Annotated in this window: 21 protein-coding genes; all 21 read left to right on the forward strand. The window is 42.9% G+C overall.

What is annotated here, in order from left to right; genetic code table 11:
* Positions 1-56: 56 nt before the first annotated feature.
* The 21 genes from F1644_RS14750 (at position 57) to F1644_RS14850 (ending at position 20867) form a co-directional block, all read left to right on the forward strand.
* Positions 57-983, forward strand: coding sequence for a hypothetical protein (locus tag F1644_RS14750; RefSeq protein WP_118303501.1), 927 nt, complete (start codon positions 57-59; stop codon positions 981-983).
* A complete protein-coding gene (locus tag F1644_RS14755; RefSeq protein WP_118303503.1) occupies positions 980-1651 on the forward strand; it encodes a hypothetical protein in 672 nt (223 codons plus the stop codon). Before F1644_RS14750 ends, F1644_RS14755 begins: the two co-directional genes overlap by 4 nt.
* Positions 1644-2234, forward strand: a complete 591-nt coding sequence (locus tag F1644_RS14760) for a hypothetical protein (protein ID WP_118303505.1) — start codon at positions 1644-1646, stop codon at positions 2232-2234. The genes F1644_RS14755 and F1644_RS14760 overlap by 8 nt, the downstream gene beginning before the upstream one ends.
* Positions 2191-3150 (forward strand): hypothetical protein, encoded by a 960-nt coding sequence (locus F1644_RS14765; protein WP_118303507.1) that lies wholly within the window; start codon positions 2191-2193, stop codon positions 3148-3150. Before F1644_RS14760 ends, F1644_RS14765 begins: the two co-directional genes overlap by 44 nt.
* Entirely contained in the window at positions 3113-4846 is a 1734-nt protein-coding gene (locus tag F1644_RS14770; RefSeq protein ID WP_118303509.1) for a hypothetical protein, read from the forward strand. Before F1644_RS14765 ends, F1644_RS14770 begins: the two co-directional genes overlap by 38 nt.
* Positions 4847-5397: 551 nt before the next feature.
* Positions 5398-6189 (forward strand): JAB domain-containing protein, encoded by a 792-nt coding sequence (locus tag F1644_RS14775; RefSeq protein WP_118303511.1) that lies wholly within the window; start codon positions 5398-5400, stop codon positions 6187-6189.
* 142 nt (positions 6190-6331) lie between these two features.
* Complete coding sequence (locus tag F1644_RS14780) at positions 6332-6655, forward strand: hypothetical protein (protein WP_229782393.1); 324 nt, start codon at positions 6332-6334, stop codon at positions 6653-6655.
* Complete coding sequence (locus F1644_RS14785; RefSeq protein WP_118303513.1) at positions 6652-7995, forward strand: hypothetical protein; 1344 nt, start codon at positions 6652-6654, stop codon at positions 7993-7995. Before F1644_RS14780 ends, F1644_RS14785 begins: the two co-directional genes overlap by 4 nt.
* Entirely contained in the window at positions 7995-8951 is a 957-nt protein-coding gene (locus F1644_RS14790; RefSeq protein WP_118303515.1) for a DUF6712 family protein, read from the forward strand. The genes F1644_RS14785 and F1644_RS14790 overlap by 1 nt, the downstream gene beginning before the upstream one ends.
* Positions 8948-9850, forward strand: coding sequence for a hypothetical protein (locus F1644_RS14795; RefSeq protein ID WP_118303517.1), 903 nt, complete (start codon positions 8948-8950; stop codon positions 9848-9850). The genes F1644_RS14790 and F1644_RS14795 overlap by 4 nt, the downstream gene beginning before the upstream one ends.
* Positions 9834-10268, forward strand: coding sequence for a hypothetical protein (locus tag F1644_RS14800; RefSeq protein WP_118303519.1), 435 nt, complete (start codon positions 9834-9836; stop codon positions 10266-10268). Before F1644_RS14795 ends, F1644_RS14800 begins: the two co-directional genes overlap by 17 nt.
* Before the next feature lie 91 nt (positions 10269-10359).
* Positions 10360-10494, forward strand: a complete 135-nt coding sequence (locus F1644_RS14805) for a hypothetical protein (protein ID WP_262889267.1) — start codon at positions 10360-10362, stop codon at positions 10492-10494.
* Between the two features lie 220 nt (positions 10495-10714).
* Positions 10715-10906 (forward strand): hypothetical protein, encoded by a 192-nt coding sequence (locus F1644_RS14810; RefSeq protein ID WP_168044205.1) that lies wholly within the window; start codon positions 10715-10717, stop codon positions 10904-10906.
* A gap of 851 nt (positions 10907-11757) precedes the next feature.
* Positions 11758-12747 (forward strand): ComEC/Rec2 family competence protein, encoded by a 990-nt coding sequence (locus F1644_RS14815; protein ID WP_118303523.1) that lies wholly within the window; start codon positions 11758-11760, stop codon positions 12745-12747.
* Positions 12748-13350: 603 nt separating this feature from the next.
* The gene (locus F1644_RS14820) at positions 13351-13614 is read left to right on the forward strand and encodes a hypothetical protein (protein ID WP_118303527.1); all 264 of its coding nucleotides are present in this window, start codon (positions 13351-13353) and stop codon (positions 13612-13614) included.
* The gene (locus F1644_RS14825) at positions 13607-13813 is read left to right on the forward strand and encodes a hypothetical protein (RefSeq protein WP_118303529.1); all 207 of its coding nucleotides are present in this window, start codon (positions 13607-13609) and stop codon (positions 13811-13813) included. The genes F1644_RS14820 and F1644_RS14825 overlap by 8 nt, the downstream gene beginning before the upstream one ends.
* Positions 13810-13935 carry a hypothetical protein gene (locus F1644_RS14830; protein WP_262889268.1) on the forward strand — a complete coding sequence of 42 codons (126 nt, stop codon included), beginning with the start codon at positions 13810-13812 and terminating at the stop codon, positions 13933-13935. Before F1644_RS14825 ends, F1644_RS14830 begins: the two co-directional genes overlap by 4 nt.
* A 38-nt stretch (positions 13936-13973) precedes the next feature.
* Entirely contained in the window at positions 13974-14288 is a 315-nt protein-coding gene (locus tag F1644_RS14835) for a hypothetical protein (protein WP_118303531.1), read from the forward strand.
* 92 nt (positions 14289-14380) lie between these two features.
* Positions 14381-14758 (forward strand): hypothetical protein, encoded by a 378-nt coding sequence (locus tag F1644_RS14840; protein WP_118303533.1) that lies wholly within the window; start codon positions 14381-14383, stop codon positions 14756-14758.
* On the forward strand, positions 14758-19323 hold the full coding sequence (locus F1644_RS14845) for a phage tail tape measure protein (RefSeq protein WP_118303535.1): 4566 nt from the start codon (positions 14758-14760) through the stop codon (positions 19321-19323). The genes F1644_RS14840 and F1644_RS14845 overlap by 1 nt, the downstream gene beginning before the upstream one ends.
* Positions 19320-20867 carry a hypothetical protein gene (locus tag F1644_RS14850; protein WP_118303537.1) on the forward strand — a complete coding sequence of 516 codons (1548 nt, stop codon included), beginning with the start codon at positions 19320-19322 and terminating at the stop codon, positions 20865-20867. The genes F1644_RS14845 and F1644_RS14850 overlap by 4 nt, the downstream gene beginning before the upstream one ends.
* Positions 20868-20908 lie beyond the last annotated feature (41 nt).

The raw sequence follows: 20908 nt of genomic DNA on the forward strand, positions 1-20908 counted from the left end.
AAGTGCAATTGCAAATGTATCAATTTTAAGATTATGAATTACTTAAAATTGGATGTATGGCAAAGAAAGCTACAACAACGAAAGAGAATCCGGTGGAGGAAAAATCTATTGGTATTACCCCGGAGATGGAAGAATTAAAAAAACAAGTGGAGAATTTGAAGTCCGTGAATGCAAAGTTGACGGAATCAATAAAAGAGTGGAAGGATAAATACGAGGAATTACTTGCAGAGGAACCGGAGTTCACTCCTGAGCCTTACTTGGTCGTGATCCCGTTCAAGGCAGGCGAGGCACAAGGAAATGAATTAATGCTGGCCATGCGGGGGTGGATGAAACATTTTAAAGAACAATTTAGAATCGTGGTTGTGGGTGACGTGGGAGATTTGGAATTGCCGGGTTTGGAAGGCGATTGTTTGGAGATCATGGTGATCCCTCATGAGTGCAAAACGGAAAATCCACCGCTCGATATTGTTTCGAAATTATTGTCTGTCGTGGAAGAATGTCCGGAGGTTGAAAATATCATCCTCACGAACGATGATATTTACCCGGTAAATGATTTTGATGTTACCGAGGTGAAGATGTTGAAGGCTGATGGCTTGTTGACTTCGAATAAAAAATGCGGGGAGTTGTACGCTTTGAACAGGGGCAAAACTTTGAAAATGTTGCAGGAAAAGAAATTGCCCGTGTTTGATTACGGTACTCACTTGCCCATGTTTTTCGAGGTGGAAAAACTTTTAGACGTGATCGAGAAGTATGATTTGAAGAAAGAAGCGATGTTGCTTAGTTCGTTGTATTTTAATACCGTGTTCCCTGGTAGAATCCCGATGATGCTTGATATGTCAAGGGATCATCTCAAGGTGATCGTGGGACGCAAGAACGCAAACTTGAGACTTTTGCGGGAATATATACCTAAGAAAGTGTTTGTTAATAATTCGGTTTCCGGGTGGAGCGAGGATTTGGAAAAGATCATTTCTGAATTTGTATGAAAGAGGAAATCGTTGCGTGGTTGAAAAGTGGGTGCAATCTCGGAAAGGGGGTTGCACTCTACTTGCAATACGGGGATAATGCACGTTTTAAAAAGATGTTGCGCCTCGATCCTGGAAAAAACTTTTTAAAATTAAAGTTGTTGCTTTGCCGTTTAGCCGGGTTGGAGGAAACGAATTATTCCGGGGTGATCCGGGAGATGGAACGAGATCGGTTCCGGGAGATGTATTCTTTTTTGTCAGACCGGGATTGCCCGAACGAGCTCAAAATATTGGCGGCAGATAAGATTACAACGTACTGGCGGATCGTTGAGTTACATGAGAAGATATTTCGCTGTGGTTCCGTGGAAGATTGTTTGGCCGTGTCTTTCGAGTTGGTAAACACGTTCATAGAGGATTATCGCATTAAGCAGGAGTTGGACTATTACAAGAATCATCACGGGGTTCTGGGTAAACACCGGATATTCGAATCACAAAGCCGTGTTGATAAAATGCGGAAAATGTCCGTGAAAGAGTTAATCCGGAAGGAAAAACAATTGCGGGACAACATTTGGCGTGTTAAATCAGAGATCGCGAAGGGGGATAAACCGTATTTATTGCATGATCGGGAGCAACGTTTGAAAGAAAGGGAAAAGGAGTTGGAACTCGTAACCCGGATGTTGGATGAATAGTTTGTTTTCTCTCTCGGAATTGGGTAATCGTGAAGTGGAACATGGTAAGGGGCGGGATGTCGGTAAAAGCCGGGTTGTGAAGTTTGAAAAGATACATTCCGCGAAGATAGAGAACATTAAAAATCTCTGCGGACAATTGCCCGCTCCCGGTGAAATCGTGTTCCTGTGGACGTGTAATAGCTTTAACGCTTTCACTTTTATTCCTTACGTGATCAAGTATTCCGGGATGATAGAAGAGTTGTGTATAAGTACCTATTCGATTAATACCCGGATCGTGGAGTCTTTGACAAAATGGTACGATAAAGGAAACGTGAGATCAATATTGCTTTACGTGTCGGAAAGTTTACGGTTCCGGATGCCTGCCGTGGTGGATTTGTTGGAAGCGAAGGCGAGAGATCGGGAAATCTCGATCGTGTACGCTTGGAATCACTCGAAGGTGCAATTGATCAAAAGTAATGGGAATTATTTCGTGGTGGAGGGTTCGGGTAATTTCTCGGAAAATGCCGCTAATGAACAATATATTTTTTTGAATAATGAGTATGTCTACAAATTTAGGAAAGGATGTTTTGACACTTCCCGATGATAAATACGAGGAGTTGGAACGATTGTCCGCTTTGGGGTATTCCGAGGCGGATATGGCGATGTATTTTGATGTGCCGGGGGATGATTTTTCAAGGGCGGCACTCGATCCGGAAAGCAAGATAAATTATCACATCCGGCGTGGGGTGTTAATGAGTGGGGCGTTGGAACAAATGGGATTGCTTTCTGATGCGGAAAAAGGAAACGTTCAGGCGATACAAATGCTGTACAAGGTACGTTACAGGCGGCAGTTCGAGGTGGCGAAACGGGAAATACTGTATAATCTTGATATTGACGAAAAAGTATTTCAACGGTTGGAAAATTATATTGAATCCGGGTCACTGGGTAACTTGAAACCGGATGAAGCCATCTATATCGAGTTGCTCACGATGATGAACGCCATGCGTCGGAAATACGGTAGAGCGAAAACAATAAAATTCTTCTGTAAGCCTCCGTTTTCGTTTTCCTACGCCCAATCGAGGGATATGTTCGAGCAGGCGATAAATTTGTTTTACGTGGATTCAAAAGTTGAGAAAAAGGCCCTTCGAAACTTGAAAGCGGAACAATTGGAGGAGGCCGCTGAAATGGTGCGGGAGATGGCAACGAAACCGGAAGATTTCGAGGTGTACGGGAAGTTGATGAAATTGTCCGCGGAAATCCGTCAACTGAATTTACCCGATCCCCCGGAAATGCCTAAAGGAACATTTGATCGTCCTTACAAGGTTTACACGCTTGATCCGGCGTTGATCGGTATAAATAAACCGGATCGTAACGAGCTGGCCCGGCAGATAGATTCGATTGTCGGGGCAACGGAAGCCGAGAAAGAGAAAGCGAAACGGGATGCCGGGATTGTTGATGTTATACCTTTTGATGAGATGTTAGATGAGTACGAAGAAGAAATTAAATCTGAAAAGCAATAAAGTTGCTTTAATGTTTTCGAACTGGCTCGCCCAGCTCGTGGCGTTGATCAAGCCTCGTAACCTGTTCCTCGTGATCGGTCGAGGTGGTGGAAAGACAAATGATTTCCTGACAGAACGGTTGATGGATATGGTGTACGATATGCCGGGGGCCCCGGTGGCTCTCGTGTCGGATACCTACATGAACTTGCAAAAGAATATATTGCACGTGATCCTTGACGGGTTGGAACGTAAAGGATGGATGGAAGGGGTTCATTACGTGATCGAGAAGGAACCGCCAGAGGTGACGGAAGAAATGCTAAAAGCGTGCCCTGAAGAATTTAGGGAACACTTGTGGAAGCCTTATAACCGGATTCTCTCGTACAAGCACAAAATTATATTCTTTACCGGGTTTAATATCACGTTGGTTAGTCTGGATCGCCCTTCAGCCGCCGCGGGTAATTCTTACGTGCATATCATCGGGGACGAGGTGAAATTTTTCCCGGAGGCAAAAATTGCGAAACTGACGAAGGCTCTCCGGGGATATTACGTGAAGTACGGGAATAGCGTTTATTACCGGGGGCAGACGTTTACAACGGATATGCCGAACATTAATAATGTCGGGGAATACGATTGGATTTTGAAACAAGCCTCCCGGATGAAAAAGGAGAGCATCATGAATATTTTGAAAGTGGCTTTCGTGATGAACGAGGTGACGGAGGAATTGATCGTGGCGAAGGAGGGTGGTGATCCGGTGGAGATAAAGAATAAACAACGGCTTTATGATCGTTGGAAACAACGTTATGACGCGGTACGTTTGAAATCCACGTTCTTTTATATCGCCTCTTCTTATATTAACGCTGATATTTTACGGCCGGAGTATTTCGAGGATGAATTTGAAGGTAATTTGGAAGACGTGTTGACCGCTATATTATCCACGAAACCGAGGTTGGCGGCGGGAAACAAGTTTTATGCAGCCGTGACTTCGATGAACTTCTACGGGGATGGAACGTCTTCCAAGTACGCGGCAGAGTTTGGGATTCGTGACGAGGAAGATTGTCGGATATTGAAGTACTTGCGGAAAGATGAACCGATCGAGATCGGGGTTGATTTCGGGAACATGATTTCTATCTCGATAGGACAGGAACAGGGGAAGGATTACAGGGTTCTTAAAACATTATACACGTTACCCCCGGAATGGATTCGTGAGGCCGCGGATAAATTCTTGCGTTATTTTACTTATCACGATTGTAAGAAAGTTTCGATGTTCTATGATCGTGCGGGGAATCAATACGAGAAGGTGAAACAGGATTTGGCGGGTAAGTTGAAACAGGCTATCGAGAAGGATAGAAACGGGAAGAGGACGGGATGGACGGTGACGCTGGAATCAAGGAATCAGGGAACGATTTATACCTGGGATGAGTATGATTTCATGATGGAATTATTCTCCGGCAAGAATCCGAATTTACCTAACGTGTTAATTGATATGTACCATGCCAAGCCGTTGAAATGCTCGTTGGAGATAACTCCGACCAAGATCGTTGAATTTAAAGGTAAGAAGAGGATCAGCAAGGATAAACGTTCGGAGAAACTCCCCGCTCATCGTTTGCCTTATGAATCAACTAACTTCTCGGATTCATTTAAATATTTAATGATGAGAAAGAAGTGGGTTAAGCATACCAAGGTGAAGTCTAGTAATGTATCGTTGAGTGCGGGGTGATCCTGCACTCTTTTCCTTGAGGTGTCAAAGTAAAAGATGGTTAGATTTTTTTGAAAGTTAGCTGTAAAGTTTAAGCGGTTGCCCGCGGCGGGGTGCGAGGTGCAAAACGGTGTTTTCAAATATGTTGTCATATATCATGGGGTAGGTAAGGATTTGCAATCGTGAATCAAGAAGGGGGCGGTCGGGGTTCAATCGGTTCAGAATTTCCGTGAAAAACGGAAATTTGAGCCTAATGTTTTGATTATTAGCGTGTAATTTGTAATGATTCTAAAAAAAGACCTCGAAAGATGGCCTGTAAAGAATAAATATTGGCTTTTTGAGGTTTGAAGATAAAAAATAATTTTACTCGGTTACACGTGTTATTTTAAACGTGTATTCGTGTGATTGTGTGTAAGTAGCTGTTTAATATAGTGTTACTGTTTTGAAAGGTCTTGTTTTGTAGTGGAAAAGTTTGTAACTTTATGGTACAGAAAGAGAAAAAGAAGTGATCAACCCGCCAGTCGATCACTTCGTAACTCAAAGATGAATGTTTAACCCCAAATCTTTAAGTCATGAACAAAAATACAACAATTATCGAGAGAAGAAAAGAATTAATCGAAGTTTCTAAAATGGCAAAGGCTATGAGAGCCGCGGAAGAAATAGACGGAACGATTAATTACGTGTTATTGAATTATATATATATAACTGAAAACGCTAACGAGTTCAAAACATTCGAGGAGTGGCAAAAGGAAGGGTTTGGTGTGCGTAAAGGGGCGAAAGCGTTCGTGGCGTGGGGAAAGCCGAGAGAGAAAAAAACGGATCGTGGGGACGTGGTAAAATATTACCCGATCACTTATTTGTTTTCGGATTTACAGGTTTACAAGAGAAAAAGAGAAATAGGAGTTAAGGAGGCGGGGATCAAGTATGAGAATTTTGTTGGTGAAATAAAAGTTTCTTATAAACGACATTCAAGCCCAGTTAGAACACGGGTAAACGGTGCAAGTCAAGTTAACGAGGTATTGAGAGAGGTTTGGAATGATGATCTTGATTACAGGGAATCGTTTTACGTGTTGGCAATGAATAATCAGTGTGATATACTGGGATACGCGGAACTTTTTAAAGGTGGTGTGTCTTCCACGATTGTAGATGAAAGGATGGTGTTTCAGTTACTTTTGAACGTGAACGCGACGGGGTTTATCGTGGCGCATAATCATCCGAGCGGTACACTTCGTCCGAGTAATCCCGATCGAGAATTGACAAAAAAACTTTCGGCTTGTGGTAAGCTGTTTAATATAGGACTTATGGATCATTTAATACTGGCGGGAGATTCTTATTATTCTTTCGCGGAAAACGGGGAAATTTAAGCCGTTAAAATCTTCTTTTCGTGAGGCTCTTCTTCCTAAAACGGGGGGAAGGGCTTTTTGTATGAGGCTACTTTTTATTATTCCGAAGCCATAACAAAAAGTAGCAAAAACTAGGCTTCCCCCACGCTTTGAGCCGTTGGAAATGGATTTTTTTGTCCTTTATCCCGTGATATTCACGGGGTATTTTTATATCATGAAATTGTATGAAGCCATAAAAAAGATGCGCCAGTTGACGGCGGAAGGGAAGTCTTTCTCGATGGCCTTCATGAGCCTGAATATGTCGGAGATGAAATCCGAGGGGGTCGTGGAGGTCGATAACGCCCGTTTACGTAAGAAAGCGGATGCAAAAAACTATCGAAATGCTGATTTCTTGATTCCTTACATGGATTTGGATAAAGGGGAAGCCAGGCAATTTTATCTCCCTCTTTTGATGATGTTTAACGGTGAAAAAATTACGATACGATGAAAAACGTGAAGATAAACAGGGTAGGCAATACCCGGTTCGTGAACATTCCGGGGGTTGGAGTGGGAATGTATTCAGGAATGGTCGGAACCTTCTCTGCCGGGAATCTCTCGAAAACTTGGGAGGTTGAACCGGAGATCGTTTCGGGGAAAGAGGTGGTGCCTTACGGGGTGGATAATAATCTCCCTTCTTTTGTCCGGGATATGTTGGATGAAAATAATTTGGCTCCCGGTATCCTGGAACGAGAAAAGGGGTTGTTGTACGGTCAAGGACCGGAACTTTACAAGAAAGTTTACGAGAACGGGGAGGTGATCCGGGAGTGGGGACGTGATGCTAAGATATGGGAATGGTTGGAATCGTGGGATTATCTCCGCTATATAGAGATGGCGATTACCGAGTACAAGTATTTGCACGGTTATTTCGTGAAACATTTCCCGACACGGGGGAAAAGAATCGGTAAGGAGGCCAAAATTGCTCGTTTGGAGGTGATCCCTGGTGTAAATGCACGTTTGGGGTGGGTGGATAGTAGGAAACTAGAAGACGTGAGGGAAATATACGTGGGGGATTTTGAAAATAATTGTATATCGGGGATTGCAACGTACCCGGTGTATGATAAGAATGATCCGTTTCGAACTGTTTCGATTTCATATCACAATAGTTATTCCTATGCCCGGTCTTTGTATTCCATTCCTTCGTTTTGGGGTTCTCGTAACTGGATCATGCGTTCGTCAGACGTTCCACAGGTGTTGAAGTATATCACGGAAAATTCGATAAACGTGGCGTTTCATATTGAATCCCCGGCCGAGTATTGGGATATACAAAAGGATAAGATCGAGCAACGATGTACCCGGATCGGGATCGAGTATAATGATGAGATGTTGGAAGAGCATAAAGATGAAGTGCTGCGTTCGTTAGCAAATGCCTTGTCAGGAAAGAAAAATGTGGGAAAGTTCTTTCACACTATATCTCTGAAAGATGATGAAGGGAAAATTTGGGAATGGAAGATTACCCCGATTGATCAGAAGATAAAAGATTTTATCGAGGCCCAGATACGGGTAAGCGAGAAGGCGGATAGTGCTACCACTTCGGGGATTGGATTACACCCGGCATTATCAAATATCATGGTGGATGGTAAATTATCATCGGGTTCAGAAATGCTGTACGCCTTGAAATTGTACCTGGCATCAGACACCACGATCCCGGAGGAAATTATTTTGCAGGCATTGAATGAAACGATTCGTTTAAACTTCCCCGGTACCCCGTGGAGGGTTGGTTTCTACCATAAGATCGTACTCCGGGAGGAAGATGTTGCACCAAAAGATAGAGTAAAACAGAACGTGTGATGAAGATATTATTTGAAAATATAGAGGAATTTCGGGCGTGTGTACCTTGGTTGTATGCCACGGCCAAATTAGATTCGTTCATGTTGGATATAGAACTGGCAACGGAGGATTTGATCGAGGTGTTGGGAGAGAAAATTTATGATCGAGTGTTGAAGGCGTATAATGACGGGGAACAACAAGAGTTTGACGTGGAATTGATTCGTCGTTTCCAGCTCCCGATAGCATTGAACGCTTATTTGTCATGGTCACGGAATCAAGATGTTTCTCATGAAGAGGACGGGCGTAAGGTGAAAATTGACAAGGAATCGGAGAGTCTGCCGTGGCAATGGATGTTAGATCGAGATGACGCGGGTATCAGGGATAAGGCCGGGAAAGCGGTTGATCGCTTGATCGCTTTCCTGGATAAAAATGTCGAGTCCATCGTGGAGTGGAAGGAATCGGATCAGCGTAAGGATATGAGATCGTTATTCGTGAGTAACGCTACCGAGTTTGATAACGTGATCCCGATAGATAGGAGTCGTTATTTCTTTTTGCGGGTGTTACCGTTTGTTCGTTCCGTGGATCGGGATATGGTAAAATATATCGGGAAGGAACGTTACGATGCAATAAAGGATTCGATGCGAACGGGTACGCCTTCCGGGGAACAGGAACAGGTGATCGAGTTGTGCCGGGAAGTGGTTCCTCATTTGGTTATGGCGAAAGCCGTGCGTCGCTTTTCCGTGAAAGTGTTACCGGATTCCGTGGTTACTCGTTTTGATTCGGAACGGCAGACAAGAGACGCGAGTTTGCCAGCTTCACGGGATTTAATCGGGATCATGGAAAATGTTTATACCGGGGATGCTCAACGGGGGATCGTGGAATTACAAGATTATATAAAAGAGATCACCCCGGGGAATGGAACTGCGTACGTGAGAAAGAAAACGGACTATAATCAAGAAAAATTTTTCACGGTATGAACGTGATCGAGATTTCGGAAATCGGGAAGAAAGTTTCTTATCCTTCTTGTTGGGAGGAGTTGAACCGGGAACAATTATTGTTTATTATCCGGCAGGGATTACGTTTGATTGCGGGAGAAACGAGCGTGTTGGAGTTTAAAGTGTTGGTGTTTTATCATCTTGCCGGGATCAAGCGAGGAAGGAAACATAACAGGCGAGACAAATTCTTGACGAGGGAAGAGTATGAACAGAAGTACGGGAATGTCGTGTTAGCGGCCGAAACCGTGTCGTTCATGTTTGCCGAGATGGATGGCGAGCTGGTATTCAATTTTGATTGCGTGACTAATTTATTGCCTACCGTTCGAATCGGGCGGGAGGTTTTTCATGGTCCGGACACGGCATTGTTTAATATTACTTTCGGGGAATACCAGGTGGCGGATGATTATTATCGTAAATACATGGAAAGCAAAGATGAAAGTGATTTGAATGCTTTATGCGCGGTATTATATCGTCCCGCTCGATCGGGGGTTGAATCGGGTGATATTCGGGAAGAGTTTAACCCCCACGTTTGTTTGAAACGAGCGGGGAAATTTCGAAAATTGAGTTTTGAGGAGCGATTCGTGATCTTATCGTGGTTCTCGGCCTGTGATCATTACTTTAAATCAGGTGAGATTGAAATTGACGGGCGTTTGATTTCGTTGGCACCTTTGTTTAAACAGGCGAGTGATTCGGGAGAGGAAGATAATTCCGAGGGATTGGGATTGACGGGAATATTGCTTGGGATCGCTGAAAACGGGGTGTTTGGAACGGTTGAAGAGGTGAAACGGACAAACTTGTATTCGGTTTTGTTGCGTTTGTATTTATGGTATTTGGATAATAAACGTTTAGAAAAGATGTACGCTAATGGTAAATCTAAGTGAATATAAAGATTATTGTACTGATCTATTGAAGTTGATCGGGGCTGATGAACTCGTGATGGTGGTACAGGAGGAGCATTTGAAAAAGAGGTTAAGAGACGAGACGGGAGTGATCATGGTGGCGGTCTACCCGACAATCGGTAGCACGGGAAACGAGGATAACATGGGAGATAATAACACGATTCTTTTGTTCGTGTTGGAATATGCCGGGAAAACTTCCGTGTCACGGGATAACGAGTTCGAGAGTTATGAACGTTTACAAGGGTTGGCCGGGAAAATCCGGGATAAATTAATCAAGGATTCGGATGCGGGGCATAATTTGTTACGAAATCTTGACCGGGCTTCCATCGAGATTGAACCGGAGTGGAATATTGCCGGGGCGTATAACGGTTGGTCGATAGCGTTTAGTTTTGAGAATTAGAGCGGGATTTTTCCCGCTTTTTTATTGTTTAGTTTTGGAAATGTTAAGTAATGTTTGTAGGTTAGGGCGTTTGTTTATAAAAGGAGAAAGTATGTTATTGGTATTAATGTTTGAGTTCGCTCTTTTGGTCGGAGTGTTAGTTTGGGCTCTATCGGCCCAATCCTCGTTAGATTGGAAAAATACTACCCACAGGGCTGGAGATTTTTCCAGAAAACAGGAGGCTTGACCTTGCTTTCCCGTCAAATCCCGGAATTACCTTTGCGTCCAGAACGGAAATGACTGCCTGATGCGGTTCATTGAAAGGTGCGAAAATGGAGGTAAACGGAAGTAGAGGCAGATTAGACTGAAAAATCTCAAAGGGAAAATCCGTAAAAAGAAATCCACAACAGAAAGAAAAAAAGACATAGACGGCAGAGTGAAACCGGGCAAATCACTAGCAAGGAAGTATGGTTTTATCTGTTCATCCAGACGTGTCCGGGCGGGCGGATAAAATCATTCTTCCCGGTTTGTCTGCCGTGTGTGACGGTGTGTTCCATTTATGGATCGGGCGGTCATACACGGCTTTCCGCTTCCGGTTCAAAAGAACAGCAAAAAAGAAAAATCATCTGAAAAACTGTAAAAGCACCTCTTTGGCATAAGCACAAAAGAAATGGGTCTTGCATCATCAGTCTAAACTGTTGTTTAGGCGTGAGGCAAAGCCCTTTTCTTCGCTTATGCGGTAGTCGGCACACGTTCGTTCAAAATCCTTTCGGCGATGGTGTGCGACGGATAAAATCGCTTTAACAGAAAATCTTGTTTATGTGTTGTATGGAAATCATTTATATCGAATTCTCGTCAATTACAAAATTTATGTTGAATGATGAAATAATGAAAAGAATTTTGTAATTTTGCATTGTTGCTTGAATTATAGAGGCTTGAGTATTCTCTTTTCAGACACATTCAATGAAACACTATAAATTAAATATACGCAATAAATGGAAAAAATAATATCATCAATCCCTGTCTACAATTTGTTGACAAATTTAATTCCAGGCACAGTGCTAGCTGCCCTACTAAAATTTTGCGTGGAAGGTTGCGATATATTCTCTCTTACCAATAATATATGGATACTTGCCGTTATCCTCTATATTCTTGGTATAATAAACTCTCGGATAAGTTCTTTAGTCTTTGAGCCTCTAATTAGAATGTTTAAAATTGTGAAGTGTGCGTCACATAAAGATTTTACGGATGCTGAATTGAAAGATACATCTGGAAAACTTACTCAGTTAAGTCGAATGAACAATGAATACAGAAGCTATATATCTGTATTTTCTATAGTTCTTGTTATCAAGTTAAGTTTCCTTTTCTCAAGTGCTAAGAATTTTATAACAGATAATATCTGTTGGATTATATTAAGTTTAGGTGTACTGTTATTCCTTTGTGCCTATAGGAAGCAAGTATCTTATATTACATCACGTATATCTCGATTAAACAACCAATAATATATTATATGCCGAATTACGAAGTTCATTATCTTAGTGTTTCAGATGCTGATGCAATCATAATACGATATGAAGATAGCGGGAACCAATATGTCGTATTAATTGATGCCGGAAATGTCAGCGATTCAGACAATATCAAAAACTATATTTGGAATCACTGGAAAACTTATACTATAGATTTAGCAATATGTACTCACCCAGACTCTGATCATAAAGGAGGATTTTTTGGATTATTGAATGATAGAGATGTAAGCATTAAGGAATTTTGGCTTAATACGCCAGAGGATGTAATTAGTGAAGATGAATATAATAGATTATATCTTAAACGAAATAGGTTGTCTCATTGTCGCGAATGCTATGCTCATCCAACAGATACGGATTCACTTAACCTCATAAATTTAGCTGTATCTAACAAATGCAAAGTATATGGTGCATATTGTGGCAAAATACATTCACACATACCGATCTCAGTTGTAGGTCCAAGTTTGAATTTCTATCATCCTCTTGCGATAGAAATACTCAAGAACAATAAAAGGAGAAAAGATGAGGATAATACAATATACGAAGATATAGATTATTTTTCATCCATTCAAGCCAAATCGTCGATTGATGACGAGCCTGATGATAGTTCGCCAACTAATGCTGGTAGCATAATTCTTTTATTTGAACCGATTAGAGATTGTAAATTCTTATTACTTGGCGATGCAAATCGAGCTGCTATCACGGATGCAATTTCTAATAATGCGAACTTGTCAGGCTGTAGGATAAAAGTTCCACATCATGGAAGTAAACATAATCTGAACTCGTTGTTGATTGATAAATTGGCTCCATGCTGTGCGATTATTTCCGCAAAAGGCTCTCGTAAACATCCCAGCAAAGGAATTGTTTATTGCCTCAGTAATCATTGCAATGTCTATTCGACTCATAAGAGTGGAACTCTAACTCATACATCTTATCCTATTACTAACCCCGCAACTCCATTAAAGGAAAAACAATAAGGTTCGATGTCGAATTTCAGTTATCGAATATGTATAATAAAAAGTGTTGTTATTGAAGTTTGTTTGATTGAATCTGTTTTGGCAATGATAAGACCACAACCTTATTTGTCTGCTACAGAAGACGACTTGTTCGATTTGTGGTTCGGGCGGTCGTATACGGCTTTTTGCTTCCGGTTCAAAGGGACTGCGAAAAAAGATAAATCACTTGAAAAACCGTAAAAGCACCTAGACCCTGATTATAAGGTTATAGAAGGAGTCGAGAAATGAAAGATTAATTATTTGTCTGAGAATAACTTGCTTACTATGTTAGGAATAAAAGAAAGTGTTCGAGAATATTTATAAATGGAGTTTTTGACTCCATTTTTTGTTTTATCAAAAATTGTTTCCATCTTTGTAACGTTCAAACTATTCAAGAAGGTGGGAGATAGACCGCCCTCAATCCGTGGAGCGGATTTTTTATATCTATCAGAAAAGTGAATATTGAGATATAGGCGTGTACCCCCGTCTATATGCTATAATGGCATATAGGACCCTTCTTGAGAGTTTGAACAACGGGAAGGACACGCCGTTTTTCGTGCCTAGAATGTTCAAAAATCAAGAATTATGAGTAAGAAAATTAAGACTTCTAAAGTCGCAAGTTTGTCAAACGAGATTCAAATGGACAAACAATTTGTGGAGAACCTTATGCGTCGGATCGCACGGATACGGTTGGAATTGAAAAATCATTTCGAGAAGGGTAAAACGACAAGCGAGAGCGAGATTCTGGATAACGAAGTTGCCTCGTGTGATAATTGGCTAATTGAATCGTATTATGGCTTAAACGGTATTCATGCCACGTTGATAGAAATGGAGGTTCGTCATGGGTAAAAATCGAGATATTTGTTTGGGATGTTACAAGACGCTAGGAATAGAAGCGGACGATAACAGGGAGTATTACGAGATCGAGATAGACGGGAATTTGACTTGCGAAGAGTTTAGTATCGGTGAGTTGGCGGTGTTGCGAGAGTTGATCGAGCGAGCGATGGAGGAGAAAGAATGGATGGAGAGAAGGGGGGGCGAGTCATGAATGATTACTTGGTGACGTATAAATTTATCGGGTTGACCAGGGAGGAACTGGATAAATTGATTGATGAGATATTTGAAGAGATGGGGATTGTTCCGCTTCGGGTGGAAAAGGTGGAGGAATAGTTGTATATTAGCGGCAACAATATTAAAACGGAGAGGTTATGGAAGGTGTATTATCTATCGTGCTGATGGTGGCGGCGATTGCATCCTTGGTTTTTGCGGTGGTGATGGCTGTACGTTCCGGCCGGGGTGGAGAGGTGGACGAGGAAAAGATGGAGCGGCGATTCGAGATCGTGTGCGGGGTGATCGTGTTGGGAGTGATTGGTGCGGTAGCGTGGTGGTTGGAGTTGGGGGGAATTGTGTTGGTGTTGTTGACCGTGTTGTTGCTGAAGGGGGGACTCGTGCAGGTGTTAATGAGGATGTGGTGGTGGTTGATCGTGTTGGGGATGGTGGGGTTGTTGATCGCGCTGGTTTAAGTGAAAATAATAATTAGAATTTGCATGAGCGGGGAGTGATCCCCGCTTTTTTTGTCCTTTAGTTACGGGTGTTTCTCTTGTAACTTGCTTTCATGGATAGGATTGTAGAACAAAAATTTGTCGAGAAGGTTCTTCAACATCAAGGTAATAGGCTGTTGAAAAATCAAGGACGTGCGCTTTACGTGAAAGCTCGTTTCCGATCCGGGAGATTGGAAAAGGCACGTTCTGTTTCCGTGTCGGGAGGTGATGATTTGAGTGGAGAGTTGGTATTTAGACACATGGATTATGAACGTTTCCTAGATATGAAACGAGTGATTCAAATGAAGAATGGTAGAACTCGCCGAAGGACTGGATATAAAATTCATAATCGGTTTGTTTATGGGCATTTCTTGGCGATCGCTAAACAGTTAAGCGTCGGTTTTACGGAGAGTGTGAGAGATAAAATTAGGGCAGAACTAAAGGCAGAATAATGGGTAAAAAGATTGTTGACGAGGATATGCGCCTGAACATTAAGATTAATGGGAACGAGGCGAAAAATGAACTTTTCGAGTTGGAAGAGAAGGTTCGTGATCTGAGGGCTGAGAATGATAAACTGGAAAAATCCATTGATAAATACGGGAAGCAGATCGAGCGAAACGAAAAACAGGTGGCGAAATACACGAAGACGTTGGAGAAGGAGAGAGAAAACGTGGAAAGGCAGGAGAAAACGTATGCTTCGGCTCGTTCCAGCATAACGGCCATGTATGCTACCTATAAAAAATTAGATCAAGCGGGAAAAGAATCCAAGTATGGGCAACGATTACTTGAGGATATTCGAAAGCAGGAAGAGATTATTCGTAGAAGTGGAGAGGCCGGGAGAAAGTCCGTGTTAGCCGTGGAAAATTTGGAAAAGAGTTTGAAGAGGCTGGAAGCGGAAAACACGAAATTGATTAAAAGACGCGAGGAGGATACCGCAACACTGAAAAGGAACAAGGTAGAATTAGAGGCAAATAGCGGGAAGGTAGAGAAGTTACGTAAGAATTTGGATATAACAACTCTTTCGATCGAGGAATTGAACCGGGAGATAACGAAAACCGGGGCTTTGTTCCGGAGGACAGACCCGAATGATCCCAAGTGGAAGGAATATCAAAAAACTTTGGTTTCACTGCGAAAAAGACATAGTGAACTGAGTGCCCAAGCCCAAGCGACTCACGGTTTTTTGTGTCGTGTCGCTGATGGGGTGAATAAGTATTGGAATCTGGTGGTGTCTGGAATGGCTTCGTTTACCGGAATTATCTTCGGGATCAAATCGGCGATAAACAAGTATGTTGAATTTACGGACGTTATCGCTGATGTGCAGAAAACAACGAATTTGGCGAAAGAGGAGGTGATCGAGTTGAACGAGGAATTAAAGAAGTATGACACACGTTCGGCACAGGATGAATTAATGGGGTTAGCCCGAATCGGTGGAAAATTAGGTATAGAGGGAAGGGATAATATTCTGGGTTTTGTTCGGGCGGCAGATAAGATCAACGTGGCACTGAAGGAAGATTTGGGAGGGGACACCGAGGAAGCGATCCGGCAAGTGGGGAAGATCGTGGATATTTTCAAGGTGAATGATCAGTTCGGGATAGAGGCGGGAATGTTGAAAGTTGGTTCCGTTATTAACGAGTTGGGGATGGCTAGTACGGCCAACGAGGGATATATTGTTGAATTCACGAAACGGGTGGCGGGAATTGCTCCTATCACGAACGTACAGGTTCCGGCCGTGATGGGATTGGCGGCAACATTAGATAAATTCGGTCAGACCTCGGAGGTGTCTAGTACCGTTTATTCGCAGGTGATGACGCAAATGTTTAAGAAAACAGGAACGTACGCGAAAATTGCGGGAATGGAAATAAAGGAGTTTTCCGGGTTGTTACATAGAGATGCGAATGAGGCCTTTTTGCGTGTCATGGAGGGGTTGAGGGGTAACGAGGGAGAGATTGAAAAAATGATCGCCAGTATGGGAGATATGGGGATGGAAGGGAAACGGGCTGTTGGCGTGTTGGGGGTTTTGGCTAATAATACAGAGGTTTTGCGTGCGCAACAAAGATTGGCGAACGAGGCTTTTGACGAGGGTATTTCTTTGACAAACGAGTTCGAGGTTAAAAATAGTAACCTGGCGGCACAAAGGGCGAAAGCTAAAAAGGATTTGGACGAGAGGATCAAGCAACTGGGAGAAAAGTTATATCCCTTGATGACTCACGGTATGAGTTTGATAAAGTTGACCGTGAGTACCTTAGAAGTGTTGGTTGATTTGATCACGAAACATGGAGGAAAATTATTATGGTTGACGGGGGTTCTCGGTACCTATTGGGCGGTACAAAAGAGTGTTATTGCCTGGCGGAAGATTGAAGAGGCGTTAATCACGAAGGCAATCGCTTTGGGAATGGCTGAGGCGAACGGGGTGAAAGTTATGACGGCGGCAAAGGTGGTATTTGTGGGGGCGGTGAAAAAGGCCACGGTGGCGATGAAGGCGTTTTTGCTTTCTTTGGTAACGAATCCTGTCGGAATAATCACGTTATCAATATTGAGTTTAGGTACCGCTTTTTACAAGGCTTATCAAATTATTGATGAAACGACCGGGGGGATTCGTCGTTCGTTGAAACGAGTACAAGAGGCGCAACGTGAATTTGCTCGGGAGTCGACGATGGAGCAAATGGCTATTGATAGGTTGTTTGGAAAGCTGGATGCGCTAACGAAGGGTACGAGCGAGTATCAGAAGGTGAAGGATGAGATATTGAGCAAGTACGGGCAGTATTTGAATGGATTGAGTGCAGAGATTCAAGCGTTGGATGACGTGAAAGGGGCTTACGAGGCTATATCAACGGCCGCTAAACAGGCGGCGAGGGATAGGGCAATTGATACCGCAACCACGAAAGCAACGGAGGCTTACGTGGAGGTAGAAGTTGAGAACCTAGAAAAAATCCGGGAGGCATTGCAAAAGACTTTTGATCCACGAGAGGCTGCGAGATATTTCGAACAGATTAAGGCCGCGATGCAGGAAGGGGGAACGATCCCGGAAGATTTGCAACAATTGATAGATGAAACGTTCACGACAGAACACGTGTTGTTCATGGATAAGTTTACATCACATATATATAAGACAAACCCGGTTCAAGAAGCGATAAATGCTATTCGTGCTGGAAAAACAACTTTGCAAAGGGAAATTGATTCCGTGAACGAGTTACTTGCAAATGTTGGGGGTCGTAAAAATAATGTCGATCCTTTAGGGCTTGAAAGTGATATGGAGGTTATTGATTACGTTTCGCCAAAGGGTGGTAATACGAGTTCTATTGAAAATCAGATGATCGCTTTAAAAGATAGATATGCTCAAAGGTTGATCACGCAAGAAGAATATGAAAATAAACTTGACGCGTTGGAATTGGCTCATCTTGAATATCGTTTGAAAAACGAGGATATGAACGAGGAGAAGCGAGTTGAGTTAAGACAGAAGATAGCCGATAAAAAATTGGAGATAGCCGAGAAAGCTAGAAGGAAAGAGGAACGAGTGGATACGATCATCGAGGCTAAAAGTGATCCGGTGTTGAAAGAGGAAAACGCTTATCGGAAAAGGTTGGAGGAGGCTGGGTTGTTCGGGAAAAAACGGGAAGATTTGACGGAAAAACAATTGCAGGCGTTGGAAATCTTGGAACGAGAGCATGAGTCTAACAAGGATAAAATTTTGAAGGATGCCCGGAAAAAACAAACGGAGGAGTACATGAAGGGAATAGATGAACGGATCAAGAACCTTCAACTGGGGCAGAGTATGGAGGTCATGGAGTTGCAAATGGTTCAAAGTGCAGAATTGGAAGGTTTTTCCGGGTCATTATTTCAACGTCAGGAACTTTTAAAGGAGCATCAACGTCAAGAATTAGCGTTGTCGGAAACTCATGCGGGGGAAATGATGGCTTTACTCGGGGAGATATTTGGAGAGATCGAGGGGAAAGAGGGAGATTCGGGGGAAATGGTGTTGACCGAGCAACAGAAAAATGAGTTGAAGAAACGATTGGCCGAGGTTGGTTTGTCTCTCTCGAAATTGAAAATATCACGGGAGGAACTGGATAAGAAGAAACAGACGGATTTTGATGTTCTAGGTATGAACGCTTCGAAATGGGAAGAGTTCTTCAATAATTTGAGACAGGGGAAAGCGGGAATCGAGGAAATAGAATTTGCCGTGGGAGCGTTGGGAAATGCCTGGTCTGCCTACATGAAATTACGAGCTGCGCAGACGCAAAAGGAACTTAAACAATACGAGCAAAAAACGAAGAAAGAGAAAGCCGAGTTGGATAAACAACTGGATTCCGGACAGATTTCACAGGAACAATATAACGCTCGGGTATCGCAGTTGGATGCGGATTTAGATGCAAAAAAAGAGAAGTTGGAGAAAGAGCAACGTGAGAGGGAGAGAACGCAGGCAATATTCTCGACAACGGTAAGTACGGCCGTGGCCGTGGCGAAAGCTTGGGAGTTGGGGCCGATCCTTGGCCCGATTCTGGCGGCCTTGGCCGCCGCTATGGGTGTCGTGCAGATTGCAACGATTAAGGCGGCGCAGTACGCGACGGGGAAGTATCCAGTGATCGGGGAGGATGATGGACGAAGATATGAAGCTAATTACGTGGGGAATCGTATCCAAACCGGGGTATATGATCAACCGACGTTAGGCTTGTTCTCGGAGAAGGAGCCGGAAATGGTGGTTGATGGAAACACGACCCGGAAATTAATATTGAATTATCCACGGGTGTACAGGAGCATTATTGATATATCACGGGGACGAGTTCCCCAGTTTGCCGGGGGACGGTACCCGACAGATAGTTCTATGATTTCATCGGGTACTTTTGATGTGGGAGGCAGTGATCCGGCGATGAACCGATTATTGGAGAAGAATATCGAGATGATGAATCGGTTGATGAACATGGAGTTCTCGATCCCGATGTACGGGAATAACGGTTTAGTTAAGAAGATAAAAAAGGCACAGGATTATGAACGAGGCACTAAAACTGGAAGAGGATGAGCTTGCAAGTAAAAATTAATTCAAAGGCGGTACGGTTGCCGGAAGGTTTTGAACTGGCGATTAATTTGAAAAATAACTTACTGGATGGAGATCGTGAAGATGCGACATACCCGATGGAAGTTAATTTGGCATCGAATAGACAGGTTTTCGGGTTCGTGGATCGTACTCACATGGATATGACGGAAAAGTTACAAGCAGGAGTGAGTTTTGGTCCGTATCAGTTATTGAACGGGCAATGCGTGTTGACAGATGTCGGGGATGGCAACGTGGAGTTTTACATTTCAACAGAGAAAAACTCTTTTTGGGGGAAAGCGAGGGATAGGATGCTGGATGAGTCATGTTGGGGGCAATTCACGTACAGTCCGGGTAATAGAACGAATACATTGGAACAATTTTACAAGAGTTTGAAAGAACGGATGGATTACGTGGTTTGCCCTGTTCGAGATTCATATATAAAGAATTCGTTGGATACGGAAGTGGATTTTTATAATTACTTGGAACCGGGAGAGGAATATTTTAGTTCGAGTTACCAGATAAAGCCGATCTATTTTACTCCTTTTTTGAGGGTGACAGTGGTTGTAAAAAGGGTTTTGGAGGGTATGGGATACACGATAGGAGTGGATGAATTTTCCAGTGATGAAAATTTGAAAGATTTGTTGATTATCTGTCGAAGGAACCCGATAGACGTGAACCGGGGATCGGAGGTCGCGGATAAATATCGATACGGGGAACATTTACCACGTATTTCTGTTTATGATTTCTTACGTGAGATTGAGAATAAATTCGGGTATAATTTTATCGTGGATGAAACCGCGAAGAATGTAGATATTCGTCGGTTAAATCTTTCGTTGGAAAAAGAGGTGAAGGTGTTGGACGGTGTGGCTAAACACTTCCTTTCAGATGAAGATAGAGTAACGGGAATTATTTACAAGGATGCGAGTAGTAATGACGAATTGGTGAAGTCGCTCGAATATTTCCTAAGTTATGTTTTTGGAGAGGAAGAAGATGCGGAAACGGTGGAATGTATTTCAACGATCGTGGGGGTTGCATCGGACGTGAAGACATTCGTGAGGCCGAATGTTAAACCTGATTACAAGTATGAATATCGTTTTGCGGCATTTCAAGAGGAGTTTGGGGATGGGTATGAACGTGTGGAGCAGGTTTCAAAAGAATTGCGATTTTCTATTTACCGGGGTATGATCAAGTCGGTACCAGTGGATGGATCGGGAAGGTCTTACGAGTTTTATTATCCCGTGGCAAGCCCTATCGCCGAGTCCGATGGGAATGGAACATTCTCGCTATTGTGGAATGGGGTTGATGACGGCCTAAGCGAGTACGTGAAAGAACGAGCGTTGTTATTAATCGGGGCGGAACAACATCACGAATTTTACGTTTGTCCTGATATTAAAAATTTAGACAACTTGCAAGATTTTTTTTCATGTGTTCTGGTCATCCGGAATAGGAGATATATGTGTTACGAACAGGAAATAGTGTTGAATGGGAACTCGATTGTTTCGCATTTAGTACGGTGTTATCCTCTTTAAATTGTCCTTTATAAAATCGGGGTGTTGAGTAGCTTAGAGGT

Source organism: Butyricimonas paravirosa (assembly GCF_032878955.1).
Classification (GTDB): domain Bacteria; phylum Bacteroidota; class Bacteroidia; order Bacteroidales; family Marinifilaceae; genus Butyricimonas; species Butyricimonas paravirosa.